Origin of the sequence: Amycolatopsis xylanica, assembly GCF_900107045.1 — a bacterium.
Classification (GTDB): domain Bacteria; phylum Actinomycetota; class Actinomycetes; order Mycobacteriales; family Pseudonocardiaceae; genus Amycolatopsis; species Amycolatopsis xylanica.
This window is the reverse complement of record NZ_FNON01000009.1, coordinates 278,611-291,427: the sequence shown is the minus strand read 5'-3', so window position 1 is coordinate 291,427 and position 12,817 is coordinate 278,611. Positions and strand designations below refer to the sequence as shown.

At 68.9% G+C, this 12,817-nt stretch carries 13 protein-coding genes; 8 read left to right on the top strand and 5 right to left on the bottom strand.

Annotated features, from left to right (window positions below; genetic code table 11):
• Positions 1-130 precede the first annotated feature (130 nt).
• Together ctaC and BLV57_RS34830 are read left to right on the top strand one after the other, a co-directional pair.
• On the top strand, positions 131-1,039 hold the full coding sequence (gene ctaC / locus BLV57_RS34835; RefSeq protein ID WP_483860472.1) for a cytochrome c oxidase subunit II: 909 nt from the start codon (positions 131-133) through the stop codon (positions 1,037-1,039).
• Between the two features lie 58 nt (positions 1,040-1,097).
• Positions 1,098-1,520: a cytochrome c oxidase subunit 4 gene (locus BLV57_RS34830; protein ID WP_091296656.1), complete on the top strand. Its 423-nt coding sequence runs from the start codon at positions 1,098-1,100 to the stop codon at positions 1,518-1,520.
• A gap of 178 nt (positions 1,521-1,698) precedes the next feature.
• Here the strand turns inward: BLV57_RS34830 and trpD are convergent, their stop codons facing one another.
• From trpD to BLV57_RS34815, 3 genes are read right to left on the bottom strand one after another with little or no spacing between them, the layout of a single operon-like run.
• Positions 1,699-2,730, bottom strand: a complete 1,032-nt coding sequence (trpD, locus tag BLV57_RS34825) for an anthranilate phosphoribosyltransferase (protein ID WP_091296653.1) — start codon at positions 2,728-2,730, stop codon at positions 1,699-1,701.
• A 5-nt stretch (positions 2,731-2,735) separates the two neighbouring features.
• A complete protein-coding gene (locus tag BLV57_RS34820; protein ID WP_091296649.1) occupies positions 2,736-3,137 on the bottom strand; it encodes a hypothetical protein in 402 nt (133 codons plus the stop codon).
• A 57-nt stretch (positions 3,138-3,194) separates the two neighbouring features.
• On the bottom strand, positions 3,195-3,608 hold the full coding sequence (locus tag BLV57_RS34815) for a ribonuclease E inhibitor RraB (protein ID WP_091296647.1): 414 nt from the start codon (positions 3,606-3,608) through the stop codon (positions 3,195-3,197).
• A gap of 84 nt (positions 3,609-3,692) precedes the next feature.
• Here BLV57_RS34815 and ctaE point away from each other — a divergent pair, with 84 nt between their 5' ends.
• From ctaE to BLV57_RS34790, 5 genes are all read left to right on the top strand, one after another.
• A complete protein-coding gene (ctaE, locus tag BLV57_RS34810; RefSeq protein WP_091296645.1) occupies positions 3,693-4,316 on the top strand; it encodes an aa3-type cytochrome oxidase subunit III in 624 nt (207 codons plus the stop codon).
• 67 nt (positions 4,317-4,383) lie between these two features.
• Positions 4,384-5,211 carry a cytochrome bc1 complex diheme cytochrome c subunit gene (qcrC, locus tag BLV57_RS34805; protein WP_091296643.1) on the top strand — a complete coding sequence of 276 codons (828 nt, stop codon included), beginning with the start codon at positions 4,384-4,386 and terminating at the stop codon, positions 5,209-5,211.
• Positions 5,208-6,365 (top strand): cytochrome bc1 complex Rieske iron-sulfur subunit, encoded by a 1,158-nt coding sequence (qcrA, locus tag BLV57_RS34800; protein WP_091296641.1) that lies wholly within the window; start codon positions 5,208-5,210, stop codon positions 6,363-6,365. The genes qcrC and qcrA overlap by 4 nt, the downstream gene beginning before the upstream one ends.
• Positions 6,362-8,050, top strand: a complete 1,689-nt coding sequence (gene qcrB, locus BLV57_RS34795) for a cytochrome bc1 complex cytochrome b subunit (protein WP_091296639.1) — start codon at positions 6,362-6,364, stop codon at positions 8,048-8,050. Before qcrA ends, qcrB begins: the two co-directional genes overlap by 4 nt.
• A 238-nt stretch (positions 8,051-8,288) precedes the next feature.
• On the top strand, positions 8,289-9,170 hold the full coding sequence (locus BLV57_RS34790; protein ID WP_091296636.1) for an alpha/beta hydrolase family protein: 882 nt from the start codon (positions 8,289-8,291) through the stop codon (positions 9,168-9,170).
• Between the two features lie 139 nt (positions 9,171-9,309).
• Here the strand turns inward: BLV57_RS34790 and BLV57_RS34785 are convergent, their stop codons facing one another.
• Together BLV57_RS34785 and BLV57_RS34780 are read right to left on the bottom strand one after the other, a co-directional pair.
• Complete coding sequence (locus tag BLV57_RS34785) at positions 9,310-9,594, bottom strand: Lrp/AsnC family transcriptional regulator (protein ID WP_091296634.1); 285 nt, start codon at positions 9,592-9,594, stop codon at positions 9,310-9,312.
• Positions 9,595-9,628: 34 nt separating this feature from the next.
• Positions 9,629-11,347 (bottom strand): DEDD exonuclease domain-containing protein, encoded by a 1,719-nt coding sequence (locus BLV57_RS34780; protein WP_091296632.1) that lies wholly within the window; start codon positions 11,345-11,347, stop codon positions 9,629-9,631.
• Positions 11,348-11,445: 98 nt separating this feature from the next.
• Here BLV57_RS34780 and BLV57_RS34775 point away from each other — a divergent pair, with 98 nt between their 5' ends.
• Positions 11,446-12,807 (top strand): NYN domain-containing protein, encoded by a 1,362-nt coding sequence (locus BLV57_RS34775; protein WP_091296630.1) that lies wholly within the window; start codon positions 11,446-11,448, stop codon positions 12,805-12,807.
• Positions 12,808-12,817: the final 10 nt, after the last annotated feature.

Here is a 12,817-nt window from a genome sequence, read left to right as displayed (position 1 = left end):
GTATGCCCGGGGCGTGCCCGCACCTGCCCTTGTGGGTGGACACGCGCGATGAGTTACCCCTTGGTCAGCAGGACCCGTCAACTCGGCTAGGCTCCGCTGCAGTTACGAAGTTCGGTCGAGGAGGCTTTGGGTGAAGTCCGGCAAAATCGCCGCGCTGGCCGTGCTGGTGGCCGTCATGGCGACCGGTTGCTCCGGTGATGAAATCCTGCGGTTCGGCTGGCCGGTAGGCGTCACCCACCAGGCCGAGCAGATGCGGCAGCTGTGGACGTGGACCGTCATCGCCGCGCTGGCCGTCGGGGTCGTGGTCTGGGGCCTGATCTTCTGGACGGTGATCTTCCACCGCAAGAAGAAGGTGGCCGACGGTGAGCAGGAAGTGCTCCCGCGCCAGTTCCAGTACAACATCCCGCTCGAGATGTTCACCGTGATCACCCCGCTGATCATGGTCGTCGTGCTGTTCTTCTTCACGGCCACCACCGAGAGCAACGTCCTGGACAAGAAGCCGAACCCGGACGTCAAGGTCGACGTGATCGCGTTCCAGTGGAACTGGGACTTCCGGTACCCGGGCACCAAGAACGCCGAGGGCACCGAGATCAGCACGGTCGGCAGCTCGACCGAGATCCCGCTGCTGGTGCTGCCGGTCGGCAAGACCATCGAATACCGCATCGAGTCGACCGACGTCATCCACTCCTTCTGGGTGCCGGAGTTCCACTTCAAGCGCGACGTGATGCCGAACCCGCGCAAGAACAACCAGGACGACACGTTCCAGAACACCATCGACCGCGAGGGCTCCTTCGTCGGCCGCTGCGCGGAACTGTGCGGCACCTACCACTCGGTGATGAACTTCGAGGTCCGGGCGCTGTCGCCGGACAAGTACGACGCGTACCTCAAGCTGCGCGGGCAGATCAACCCGAAGACCGGCAAGTCGAACACCGCGTCCGAGGCGCTCACCGCGATGAACTGCGGCGAGCTGTGCACCCCGCACGCCGTCACGACGCAGCCGTTCAACACCGACCGCACCGCGCGCACCGCGTCCGGCTGAGGTCCCGGTCCTTCCCCGCAGCCCGCAGCAGTTCGACACCAGTAAGGACATCTCAGTCATGAAGGTCGAAGCCAGGATCTTCGAACTCGTCACCGGCTTTGCTTTCCTCGCGGCGATCGCCTACGGGATCATGACCCACTTCTGGAGTGGGTACGGCACCGAGCCGGTCGGCCTGGTCGCGCTGATCCTCACCGGTGGGCTCTCGCTGCTGGCAGGCACCTACCTGCGCTTCGTGGCCCGTCGTCTCGAGACGGCCCGTCCCGAGGACAACGAAGAGGCCGAGATCAGCGACGGCGCGGGCGAGCTGGGCTTCTTCAGCCCCGGCAGCTACTGGCCGATCGGCCTCGCGGCCTCGGCGGGCCTCGCCGGGCTGGCGCTGGCGTTCTTCCACGTCTGGCTGCTGGTGATCGCCATCGTGCTGCTGCTCATCAGCATCGGCGGCCTGGTCTTCGAGTACCACACCGGCCCCAACCACGACTGACCCCCTGATCAGCCAAAAGGCCCCCTCCCGAGATCCCGGGAGGGGGCCTTTTCGCACGCCAGGGCCCGGGAAAAAAATCCCAATGTGGCATTGGTCAGTTTCCAGGCAGCCAATGTGGCTTTCGTCAGCTCGAATCTGACGAAAGCCACATTGGGATTTTTTTTAGCCGGGCCTGGGGTCAGGGGGTGGGCTTGAAGGCGGCCCAGTCGGCCAGGAGCGTGGCCGCGGCGCCTGAGTCGATCGCGGCGGCCGCCCGGGTGAGACCGGCGCGGAGATCGTCCGTGAGGGAGCCGGAGAAGCCCTGGTGCGCGGCCAGTGCGGCGGCCGCGTTGAGGAGGACCGCGTCGCGGACCGGACCTGACTTACCGGCCACGAGCTGACGGACCACCTCGGCGTTTTCCGAGGCGTCGCCGCCGCGCAGGTCCTCGGCCGTGGCGCGCGGGATGCCCACCGTGGCCGGGTCGAAGGTCTCCTTGCGGATCTCGCCGCCGCTGATCACCCAGACCGTCGACGTCGACGTGGTGGTGATCTCGTCGAGGCCGTCGTCGCCGCGCACGAGCAGCACCGTCGCGCCGCGCCGGGCGAAGACCTCCGCGAGCACCTCTGTCTTGTCCGCGTACGCGCAGCCGATCAGCGCGCTCGACGGCTGCGCCGGGTTGGTCAGCGGCCCCAGCAGGTTGAACGTCGTCGGCACGCCCAGCTCGCTGCGTGTCGGTCCGGCGTGCCGGAAGCCGGGGTGGAACACCGGCGCGAAGAAGAACCCGATGCCGACCTCGCTGATGCAGCGTGAGACGTCGTCGGGGCCGAGCCCGATCGTGACGCCCAGCGCCTCCAGCACGTCGGCCGCGCCCGACTTCGACGAGGCGCTGCGGTTGCCGTGCTTGGCGACGGGAGCGCCTGCCGCGGCCGTCACGATCGACGCCATGGTCGAGATGTTGACCGAGTTCGACCGGTCGCCGCCGGTGCCGACGATGTCGACCGCGTGCCCGTCCCAGGTGACCCGGCGCGCGTGCGCCAGCATCGCCGAGGCGAGCCCGGAGATCTCCGCCGGGGTCTCACCCTTGGCGCGCAGCGCGATCGCGAACCCGGCGATCTGGGCCGGGGTCGCCTCGCCGGCCATGATCCGGTCCATGGCCCACGAGGTGTCCGCCTCGGACAGGTCGGCGCGGGCGACCAGCTGGGTGAGCAGCCCTGGCCAGGTCTGTGCCATCCGGCTCACCCGTGCACGGCTGGGACGCGCCGCAGCACGTCCGCGACCGTCTCGGCGGCCGTCAGCGGGTCGAGCGGGTGCACCAGCACGGCGTCCGCCTGCGACCAGGTGGCCAGCCAGCGGTCGTCCTTGCGCCGGACGACCACCACGATCGGCGGGCAGTTCTCGATCTCGTTCTTGAACTGGCGCGTCAGGCCGATGCCGCCGGTGGGCTGGGCCTCACCGTCGAGCAGCGCCAGGTCGACGGCGCCCGCGTCCATCTCCTCCATCGCCTTGCCGACGCCGGAGACCTCGACGAACTCGACCCTGGGCAGGTCGGTGGCCGGACGGCGGCCGATCGCGTTGATGATCGACTCGCGCACCTCCGGCTTGTGGCTGAACACCAGGATCCTCAGCGAGTCGCTCATCGTGCATTCCTCCAGAAGCGGTGGGGTTCGGCCCGATGCTATCGGCCATGACCGAGATCACGTAGGAGGAGGGCCTTGCAGTGCGTCCCACCCGAGCGAGTCGCCGCCGAGCCGCTGCGCCAGACCGGCCATCCGCGACCGCTCCTGGGCGCAGTGCAGCGCGTCGAGTGCCTGGACGCGCAGTGCGTGCAACGTCACGCCCGCGTCCGAGCGGGACTGTTCGCGCAGCTCCCAGCCGTCCTGGGCGAGTGTCCGGGCGGCCTCTTCGACACGATCCGACGGCAAGACGAGGTGATGGCGCAGCACCGCCTGCCGGTCGGCGACCCAATCAGGTGATCTGGCGAGCACGGAAGAGTCGGCTTCGGCGGGGTCGAAGGCCTCCGCGACGACCGTCAAACCGGGCGTTGAGGTGGATAAATCGGGCTCTCGCGGCTTTCTGACCAGGTCGCGGAGCCGATCAAGCAAACTCACGGGTAAGTCCCTCCTGATTGTGATCGAGTCCGCACGCGACCCGCCGTGGACCCGCGCGGACACGCCTGGCCTTGAGAGGACATAATGCGACGCGTGACAACGGCAGCTCCCACCATCAGCCAGCGGGTGCACTCGCTGAACAGGCCGAACATGGTCAGTGTCGGCACGATCGTGTGGCTTTCCAGCGAGCTCATGTTCTTCGCTGGTCTGTTCGCGATGTTCTTCACGGTCAAGGCCCAGAACTCCAGCGGCCATTGGCCGCCACTGCTGCACGGCGAAGAGTTCCATCTCAACCTGCCGTACGCGATCCCGTTCACGGTGATCCTGGTGGCCTCGTCGTTCACCTGCCAGCTCGGCGTGTTCGCGGCCGAGCAGGGTGACGTGTACGGGCTCCGGCGCTGGTACATCGCGACCCTGATCATGGGCGCCATCTTCGTCGGCGGTCAGGGCTACGAGTACATGAACCTCGTGCACGAAGGCCTGACGATCCCGTCCGGCCCGTTCGGCACGGTGTTCTACCTGGCGACCGGGTTCCACGGACTGCACGTGATCGGCGGGCTCATCGCGTTCGTGTTCCTGCTCATCCGCACGAGGATGAGCAAGTTCACCCCCGCGCAGGCGACGTCGGCGATCGTCGTGTCGTACTACTGGCACTTCGTCGACATCGTGTGGGTCGGGTTGTTCGCGGTCATCTACCTGCTTCCTTGATCGACCGCACCACAGCCAGCCACCACGTCCACATCGGCCCGAACTGACAGCAAGGGTTGCCGCAGAGATGACCACCAGTAAGAACACCGAGGCGAAGACGGAGCGCAGGTTCCGGGCCCGGACCAAGGCACGCAGGCGGTTCGCCGGCGCACTCGCGCTCGGCATCGGTCTGCTCAGTGTCGGCGGGCTGTACGCGGTGTTCGCCCCCTCGCCCCAGACCGCGCAAGCCCAGGGAGACCCGGCTCTGCTGCGCAAGGGCGAGCAGGTTTACAACAACACCTGTATCGAGTGCCACGGCGCCAACCTCGAAGGTGTGCAGGACCGCGGGCCGAGCCTGATCGGCATCGGCGACGCCGCCGTCTACTTCCAGACCTCCAGCGGCCGGATGCCCGCCGCCCGTCAGGAAGCGCAGATCCCGCGCAAGCCGCCGAAGCTGACGCCGGAGGAGATCGACGCGGTCGGCGCCTACGTGCAGGCGCACGGCGGCGGCCCCGAGCGGCCCGCCGAGAAGGGCGCCGCGCTGCGCGGTGACAACCCGGCCCGCGGTGGCGAGCTGTTCCGCCTCAACTGCGCCTCGTGCCACCAGTTCACCGGCCGCGGCGGCGCGCTCTCGGGCGGCAAGTTCGCGCCGAACCTGGACCCGGCGACCGAAGAGCAGCTGTACACGGCGATGCTGACCGGCCCGCAGAACATGCCGAAGTTCTCGAACCGGCAGCTCACCGTGAGTGAGAAGAAGGACATCATCGCCTTCGTGAAGTCGGTGTCCGACGGGAACAACAACCCGGGCGGCAACGGCCTCGGCGGGTTCGGCCCGTCGTCCGAAGGCGTGATCGCGTGGATCGTGGGAATCGCCGGTCTGATCGGCGTGACGTTGTGGATTGGATCGAAGGCATGAGCGCCGCGGAGGGGCCGAAGCCGCCGAGCGAGGCGGAGTTGGCCGAGATGGACCGTGACCAGCTGGTGGAGCTGGGCACGAAGCTCGACGGGGTCGAACTCGTCGAGTACCCCGACCCCTGGCCGGTCAAGGGCACCCGCGCCGAGAAGCGCGCCGAGCGCGCCATCGCCGCCTGGTTCGGGCTGTCGGCCCTGTCGGCGATCGCGTTCGTCGTGGTCATCGCCTCGCCGTGGGACCCGCACTGGTGGGAGTACAAGTCCCCGTTCGACGAGGACGCGCACGCCACCTACAGCCTGTACACGCCCGCACTGGGTGTGACGCTGGGCCTGGCGATCCTCAGCCTGGCGATCGGCCTGCTGCTGTACACGAAGAAGTTCATCCCGCACGAGGTGGCGATCCAGGAGCGCGGCGACGGCGGCTCCCAGGAGGTCGACAAGGCCACCATCCTCGCGCAGCTGGCCGACGCGGGTAACCGCTCGACCATCGCCCGGCGTTCGCTGATCAAGCGCTCGGCCGGCCTCGGCGTGGGCGCGATCGGCCTCGCGGCCGCCGCGCTGCCGGTGGCGTCCTTCATCAAGGACCCCTGGAAGGACACCGAGAACAAGGACTCCCTGTGGCACACGCCGTGGAAGTCGGAGTTCCCCGGTGAGGTCGTCTACCTGCGCCGCTTCACCGGCAAGTGGGACGAGACCGAACCCGTGCTGGTCAAGGCGGAGGACCTGGACGCGGGCGCCATGGAGACGGTGTTCCCGTTCCGTGAGTCCGAGCGCGGCAACGAGAAGGCCATGCTCCACGCGCTGAAGCGGGTGGACAGCCCGGTCATGCTCATCCGCCTGCGCCCGTCCGACGCCGCCAAGGTCGTCAAGCGCCAGGGCCAGGAAGACTTCAACTACGGCGACTACTACGCCTACACGAAGATCTGCAGCCACGTCGGCTGCCCGACCTCCCTGTACGAGCAGCGGACCAACCGGATCCTGTGCCCGTGCCACCAGTCGCAGTTCGACGCGCTGCACTACGCGAAGCCCATCTTCGGACCGGCCACCCGGCCGCTGGCGCAACTTCCGATTACCGTGGACAAAGATGGATACTTAATCGCGAAGGGCGATTTCATCGAGGCCATCGGACCGGCCTTTTGGGAGCGGAAGTCACAATGAGTTCACTGACGACACCGACGAAGGGCACCAACCCCGTCGAAAAGGCGGCCGGAGCCGGTGCGAAGTGGGCCGACGATCGGTACCACCTCGCCAAAGGCATGCGGCACCAGCTCAACAAGGTGTTCCCGACCCACTGGTCCTTCCTGCTGGGCGAGATCGCGCTCTACAGCTTCATCATCCTGCTGCTCTCCGGCGTGTACCTGACGCTCTTCTTCGACCCGTCGATGGAAGAGGTCATCTACCACGGCAGCTTCCAGAACCTCCAGGGCGTCGCGATGTCGCGTGCCTTCGAGACCACGCTGGACATCTCGTTCGACGTGCGCGGCGGCCTGTTCGTGCGGCAGCTGCACCACTGGGCGGCGCTGATCTTCGTCGCCTCGATGATGGTCCACATGTTCCGGATCTTCTTCACCGGCGCGTTCCGGCGCCCGCGTGAGGCGAACTGGGTCATCGGTGGCCTGCTGCTGATCCTGGGCTGCTTCGAAGGCTTCTTCGGCTACTCGCTGCCGGACGACCTGCTCTCGGGCACCGGTATCCGCGCGACGCTGTCGGGCATCGTGCTGGCGAGCCCGGTCATCGGCACCTGGCTGCACTGGGCGATCTTCGGCGGGGAGTTCCCCGGCAACGAGATCATCCCGCGCCTGTACACGATCCACATCCTGCTGCTGCCCGGCATCATGCTGGCGCTGGTCGGCGCCCACCTGGCGCTGGTCTGGTACCAGAAGCACACCCAGTTCCCCGGGGTGAAGCGCAAGGAGACCAACGTCGTCGGCGTGCGCATCATGCCGGTGTTCGCGCTGAAGGGCGGCGCGTTCTTCGCGGTCGTCACCGGCGTCATCGCGCTGATGTCCGGCCTCTTCCAGATCAACCCGATCTGGAACATCGGCCCGTACAACGCCGCGCAGGTCTCGGCCGGTTCCCAGCCTGACTGGTACATGGCATGGGCCGACGGCATGCTCCGGATCTGGCCGCCGTGGGAGATCGACCTCGGCAACTACACGATCCCGGCGGTGGCGTTCCCCGGCATGATCGGCATGCCACTGCTGTTCGGGCTGCTGCTCGGCTATCCGTGGATCGAGCGAAAACTCTCGGGCGACACCGCGCACCACAACCTGTTGCAGCGTCCGCGCGACACCCCGGTGCGCACCTCGCTGGGCATCATGGCGCTGGCGTTCTTCATGGTCATCGAGCTGTCGGGCTTCAACGACATCATCGCCGACCAGTTCGACATCTCGCTGAACGCGACCACCTGGGCAGGCCGTATCGGCGTGCTGCTGGTGCCGCCGATCGCGTACTACATCACCTACCGGATCTGCCTCGGCCTGCAGCGTGCGGACCGTGAGGTGCTGGAGCACGGTGTCGAGACCGGCATCATCAAGCGGCTCCCGCACGGTGAGTTCATCGAGCTGCACCAGCCGCTGGGCGGGGTCGACGACCACGGCCACGCGATCCCGCTGGAGTACCAGGGCGCCACGGTGCCCAAGAAGATGAACAAGCTCGGTTCCGCGGGCGAGGCGGTCCCCGGTTCCTGGTGGACCGCGGACCCGGCCGAGGAGACCGCCGCGCTGGCCCGTGCCCGCGCGAACGGTCACGGCGGCCAGCCGGACTCCATCGGCGGCGAGCCGACGGAGGCCTCCGGCAACGGGCACGCGCCCGCCGCCAAGGAGATCACCTCCGGCCACTGAGTCACTCAACGCACAAGGCCCCCACCTGGTCATGGTGGGGGCCTTTTGCGTTGGGGTCGTGAGTGTTCCGGCCGGTTCTAACCGGCCGGAACACTCACGACCTCTTTGTGTGAGGCCATCGGGCAGCCTTCGAGGCGAGCGCCACGTTCTCCCGCCGCGGTTGACTAAGTGGAACGTTGCTCCGTATAGTTCCGGAGCAGCGCTCCGCTTGAGTGCAATCGACGAAAAGGTGAGCATCATGAGTGAATCCCCCGTCCTCTCGGTAAGCCCGGTGACCGTCCCGGCGCCCGGCCGCGCCGTGGAGCTGCGGGTGCGGGTCTCCGCGCCGATGACCGGCGACGGACTGCCGATCATCCTGCTGTCGCACGGGCTCGGCTTTTCGAACCACCTGTCCTCGCTGAACGGGTACGCGCCGCTCGTCAACTTCTGGGCGGCGCGAGGATTCGCCGTCATCCAGCCCACGCATCTGGATTCCAAGACGTTGAGCCTCGAAGTCTCCGATGCCTGGCGGACCCGCACGCAGGACATGAAGCACGTGTTCGACGGCCTGGACGCGATCGAGGCCGCCGTTCCCTCGCTGGCCGGGCGGCTCGACCGGGACAAGGTCGCCGTGGTGGGGCATTCGATGGGCGGGCACACGGCGAGCCTGCTGCTGGGCGCACGGGTCGACGAAGACCTGTCCGAGCCGCGGATCAAGGCGGGCGTGCTGCTCGCGGCACCGGGCAACGGCGGCGTCACCGAGTTCGTCTCCGAGAACTACCCGTTCCTGTCGGCCATGGACTTCTCGTCGATGACGGCGCCGGCGCTCGTCGTGGCCGGTGAGAAGGACACGTCCACGCACCTGACCGTCAGGGGAGCGGAGTGGCACGCCGATCCGTACTTCCAGGCCCCGGGACCGAAAGCACTGCTCTCACTGGTGGACGCGGAGCACGGGCTGGGCGGGATCTCCGGCTATGACGTCGCGGAGACGACGGACGAGAACCCGGACCGGGTCGCGGTCGTCCAGGAGCTCACCACTGCGTACTTGCGCTCCACGCTCTACCCGGGAGATGCCTCCTGGCAGGCGGCACGCGACGGGCTCTCGGCCGAATTCGGGCACGTCGAGTCCAAGGACTCGTGAGCGCGCGAAACCCGAGTTTGGGCCGTCCAATGGCCCAAACTCGGGTTTCGCGACGGCGGGCGTAATGAGCGGGGCGTTTGCGTCGCTCAGCGTTGTGAACGCCCCGTTCACAACGTTCAACCGCCCCCAGAATGAGCGGTCAGACGCCGTCGACGCCGATGGAGAAGGCCGCGTCGGTGTCCGCGCGCGAGTAGGAGCGGAAGGCGATGTGCGTGTCGGTGCCGAGGACACCGGGGACCTTGCTGATCTTCGCCGGGATGAGGTCGGCGAGGTCCTCGTGCGCGGCCACCCGGACCTTCGCGATCAGGTCGACGTCGCCGGCGCACGAGTAGACCTCGGTGACGCCTTCGATGTCGGCGATCGCCTGCGCGGCTTCCGGGATGGATTCGGCCGCTGCCTGGATCAGGACGATCGCGGTGATCAAGAGAGCCTCCCAAGTGTCTGTGGCTGGATCTTAACTAACCGACCCGCTCCAAGCTGGCCGCCGTCGCGGCGAGGTCCAGCCACGACCGCCAGCCGCCCGCCGCGCGAGCGGGCTCGGCCCACGGGACCGAGGTGCGGACCAGCCGGACGCCCGGTTTGGCCAGCCAGCGCACCAGCAGCCCGACCTCCTCGGCCGGGGCGCCGAACAGCGGGCCGGGGCCGGGCAGGATCGTCTCCGAGGCCGCCACGAGTTGCTCGACCACCGGCATTGGGGCGATCCCGCGCCTGGCCACGCCCGCCGACGCGAGCCTGCCGTGCCGGATGACCGCGAACTCCCAGCCGCCCGAGCCGTCAGGGCCCGCGGCGATCAGCTCCGGGATCGCCGCCAGTGAGGCCAGGCGGTGCGCGCGGTCGACGGTCCGAACCAGCGCCGCCAGGTCGTCGCGGTGACGGGCGGCCTGCTCGAAATGCTCGCCGTCGGCCAGGCGTGACAGATAAGCGGCCGCCGAGTGCAAGGGCTCGCCGCTGCGGCCTGCGATCAGCTCGGACACCGCCGTCACGCCGGACGAGTACTCCTCGACGCTCTGCAGCCCGGCGCACGGCGCACCGCATTTCCCCAGTTCCGCGAGCACGCACGGGGTTCCCGAGGCCCCGAGCGCGGCGATGCGCTGCGTGCAGGTGCGCAGGCCGGACGCACCCGCCAGCGTGTCCGCCGCGGTACGGGCGTCGGTCTGGGACCGGAAAGGGCCGAGCAGGCCGTCCCTCGGGATCCGGACCACCGACAGCCGGGGGAACGCCTCGTCGGTGAGGCCGACCCACCACGCGCTGTGCGGGTTCTTCGACCGCCGGTTGTACGCGGGCTTGTGCGCCGCGAGCAGCCGCAGCTCGCGGACCTCCGCCTCCAGCGAATGCGCGCACTCGATCGCGTCGACCCGTTCGGCGAGCGCGATCATCTCGCGGATGCGGCCGCGGCTCTCCGAGCCCGTGAAGTATTGGCGGACGCGCCTGCGCAGGTTCGACGCCGTGCCGACGTACAGCACCTCGTCGCTGGGCCCGCGGAACAGGTAGACCCCCGATTTGTCCGGCAGATTCGCCGCCATGCCGCGTTTGCGCCGCTGCGCGGGTGTCACCTTCGGCAGATAGTCGATCAGCTCCTCGAGCGAGTGGACGCCCAGGTTGCCCACGCGCTCCAGCAGCCCGTGCAGCACCTCGACCGTGGCGCGCGCGTCTTCGAGCGCGCGGTGGTTCGGCGTCGTGCGCGCGTTGAACAGCATCGCGAGCGCGGACAGCCGGTAGCTCGGGGTCTCGTGCCGCGGGATGACGCGCCTGGCCAGCCGGACCGTGCAGACGACCGCGTTGCGCGGCTGGGCGTAGCCGTGCGTGTGGCAGGCGGCGCGGAGGAAGCCGGTGTCGAACGGCGCGTTGTGCGCGACCAGCACGGCGCCGCCGATGAACTCGAGGAACGCCGGGAGCACGCGGTCGATGGTCGGCGCGTCGTAGACCATCGCGGTGGTGATGCCGGTGAGCGCGACGATCTGCGGCGGGATCGGCATCCCGGGGTTCACGAAGGTGGCGAACTCACCCAGCAGCTGCCCGCCCCGCACCTTCACGGCGCCGATCTCGGTGATCGCGTCCGAGCCGGGGCTGGTGCCGGTCGTCTCCAGGTCGAAAATGACGAAAGTCGTGCTACGCAAGGGTGTTCCCAGCTCGTCGAACGTCAGCTGGGCGTCTTCGAACCGCCGCCCCGAATCCATGTCGCGCACCCTAAGGTCACCCACCGACATAAACTCGTCACCGTGTCCACGGCATCCCATCCAGCGCGGGTGGTGGCCAGTGGGCCTACGCTGAGCGAATGCACCCGCAGCCCGCGCACGACGAGCACCCGGAGGACGCCACGTCCGCCGGCGCTCAGCCGCGCGCGGAGACGGTGCCCGTCGACTGGTCGGAGCTACCGGAGGCGGTGCGCGAGCGGATCGCCGAACTCGCCGCCGCCGCACTCGGCAAGTTGCCCAATGTGGACGTCCCGCGCCAGCTCAGGCCGGTCGCCAAGTTCGCGCCAGCCAAGCGCGCGAAGCTCGGCGGGACCGCGCTGATCAGCACCTTGGGCGAGTCGTCCAAGTTCAGGACCGCCGTCATCGAATGGCTGCGCGACCACCGCCAGGACGCGCTCGACCCCAACTCGGCCGACTCCGTCGCCGCGGCGGCCGCCGCCGTGCTGCTCGGTGAATCGAGTGCGACGTCGCGTGTGCGGCTGGTCGCGAAGAACGCCGAGGAGACGACGCTGCGCGCGGAGCGCGACGCGGCCGTCGCCCGCAACCAGCGGCTCGAAGCGGAGCTGGAGCGGCTCAAGGAGGAGCTGGCCGAAGCGCGCAGCGCGGCGGAGAACGCGCGCGGCGAGCGGGAGGCGGACCTCGAGAAGCTGCGTGGACGCCTGCGTGAGCAGGGCGTCCTGCTGCGGCAGGCGAAGGACGCGGCGGAGCAGGCGCGAGGCGAAGCCGAGCGTGGCGGAGCCGAGCAAGCGAGCGAAGTGAGCGCGCTGCGAGCGAAGCTGGAGCGGGAGCGGCAGCGAGCGGACCGCGAGCGGGCGCGCGCGGAGCGGGCGGTGACCGACGCGGAGGTCGCGCGGCAGTCGGCGCGCGAGGCCAGGCAGGCCGATGAAGTGCGGCTTTCGCTGCTGCTCGGCACCATCGAGGGCGCGGTCAACGGGCTGCGGCGTGAGCTGTCGGTCGGGTCGGGCACGCGGCGTCCGGCGGACACCGTGCGCGGCGCGACCTCGGGGATCGGAGCCGGTGGCCGGGTGCAGGACGCGAGCGCGCTGGACAAGCTGCTGGCGTTGCCGAACATCCATCTCATCGTCGACGGCTACAACGTCACCAAGACCGGGTATCCCGAACTCGCGTTGTCGGATCAGCGTGACCGGCTGACCACTCAGCTCTCCACGCTGGCCGCGCGGACGGGCGCCGAGGTCACGGTCGTGTTCGACGGCGCGGGGGTGCTGTCGGTGCCCGCGGCCGTGCCGCGGGGTGTGCGGGTGCTGTTCTCCGACCGGGGCGTGCTCGCCGATGACGTGATCCGGTCGCTCGTGGCCGCGGAACCGCCCGGGAGACCGATGGTGGTCGCCACCTCGGACCGGGCCGTCGCGGACTCCGTGCGGAGCGCGGGCGCGCATCCTGTTCCGGCTTCTGTGCTGGTCAGCCGGTTGGGTCGGGTTTAACCAGTACAGC

What these genes read in the sequence shown, in the direction of transcription:
- BLV57_RS34830 (WP_091296656.1), top strand. Translation starts at nt 1,098, where the DNA reads ATGAAGGTCGAAGCCAGGATCTTCGAACTCGTCACCGGCTTTGCTTTC.
- trpD (WP_091296653.1), bottom strand. Translation starts at nt 2,730, where the DNA reads ATGGCACAGACCTGGCCAGGGCTGCTCACCCAGCTGGTCGCCCGCGCC.
- BLV57_RS34820 (WP_091296649.1), bottom strand. Translation starts at nt 3,137, where the DNA reads ATGAGCGACTCGCTGAGGATCCTGGTGTTCAGCCACAAGCCGGAGGTG.
- ctaE (WP_091296645.1), top strand. Translation starts at nt 3,693, where the DNA reads ATGCGACGCGTGACAACGGCAGCTCCCACCATCAGCCAGCGGGTGCAC.
- qcrC (WP_091296643.1), top strand. Translation starts at nt 4,384, where the DNA reads ATGACCACCAGTAAGAACACCGAGGCGAAGACGGAGCGCAGGTTCCGG.
- qcrA (WP_091296641.1), top strand. Translation starts at nt 5,208, where the DNA reads ATGAGCGCCGCGGAGGGGCCGAAGCCGCCGAGCGAGGCGGAGTTGGCC.
- qcrB (WP_091296639.1), top strand. Translation starts at nt 6,362, where the DNA reads ATGAGTTCACTGACGACACCGACGAAGGGCACCAACCCCGTCGAAAAG.
- BLV57_RS34790 (WP_091296636.1), top strand. Translation starts at nt 8,289, where the DNA reads ATGAGTGAATCCCCCGTCCTCTCGGTAAGCCCGGTGACCGTCCCGGCG.
- BLV57_RS34780 (WP_091296632.1), bottom strand. Translation starts at nt 11,347, where the DNA reads ATGGATTCGGGGCGGCGGTTCGAAGACGCCCAGCTGACGTTCGACGAG.
- BLV57_RS34775 (WP_091296630.1), top strand. Translation starts at nt 11,446, where the DNA reads ATGCACCCGCAGCCCGCGCACGACGAGCACCCGGAGGACGCCACGTCC.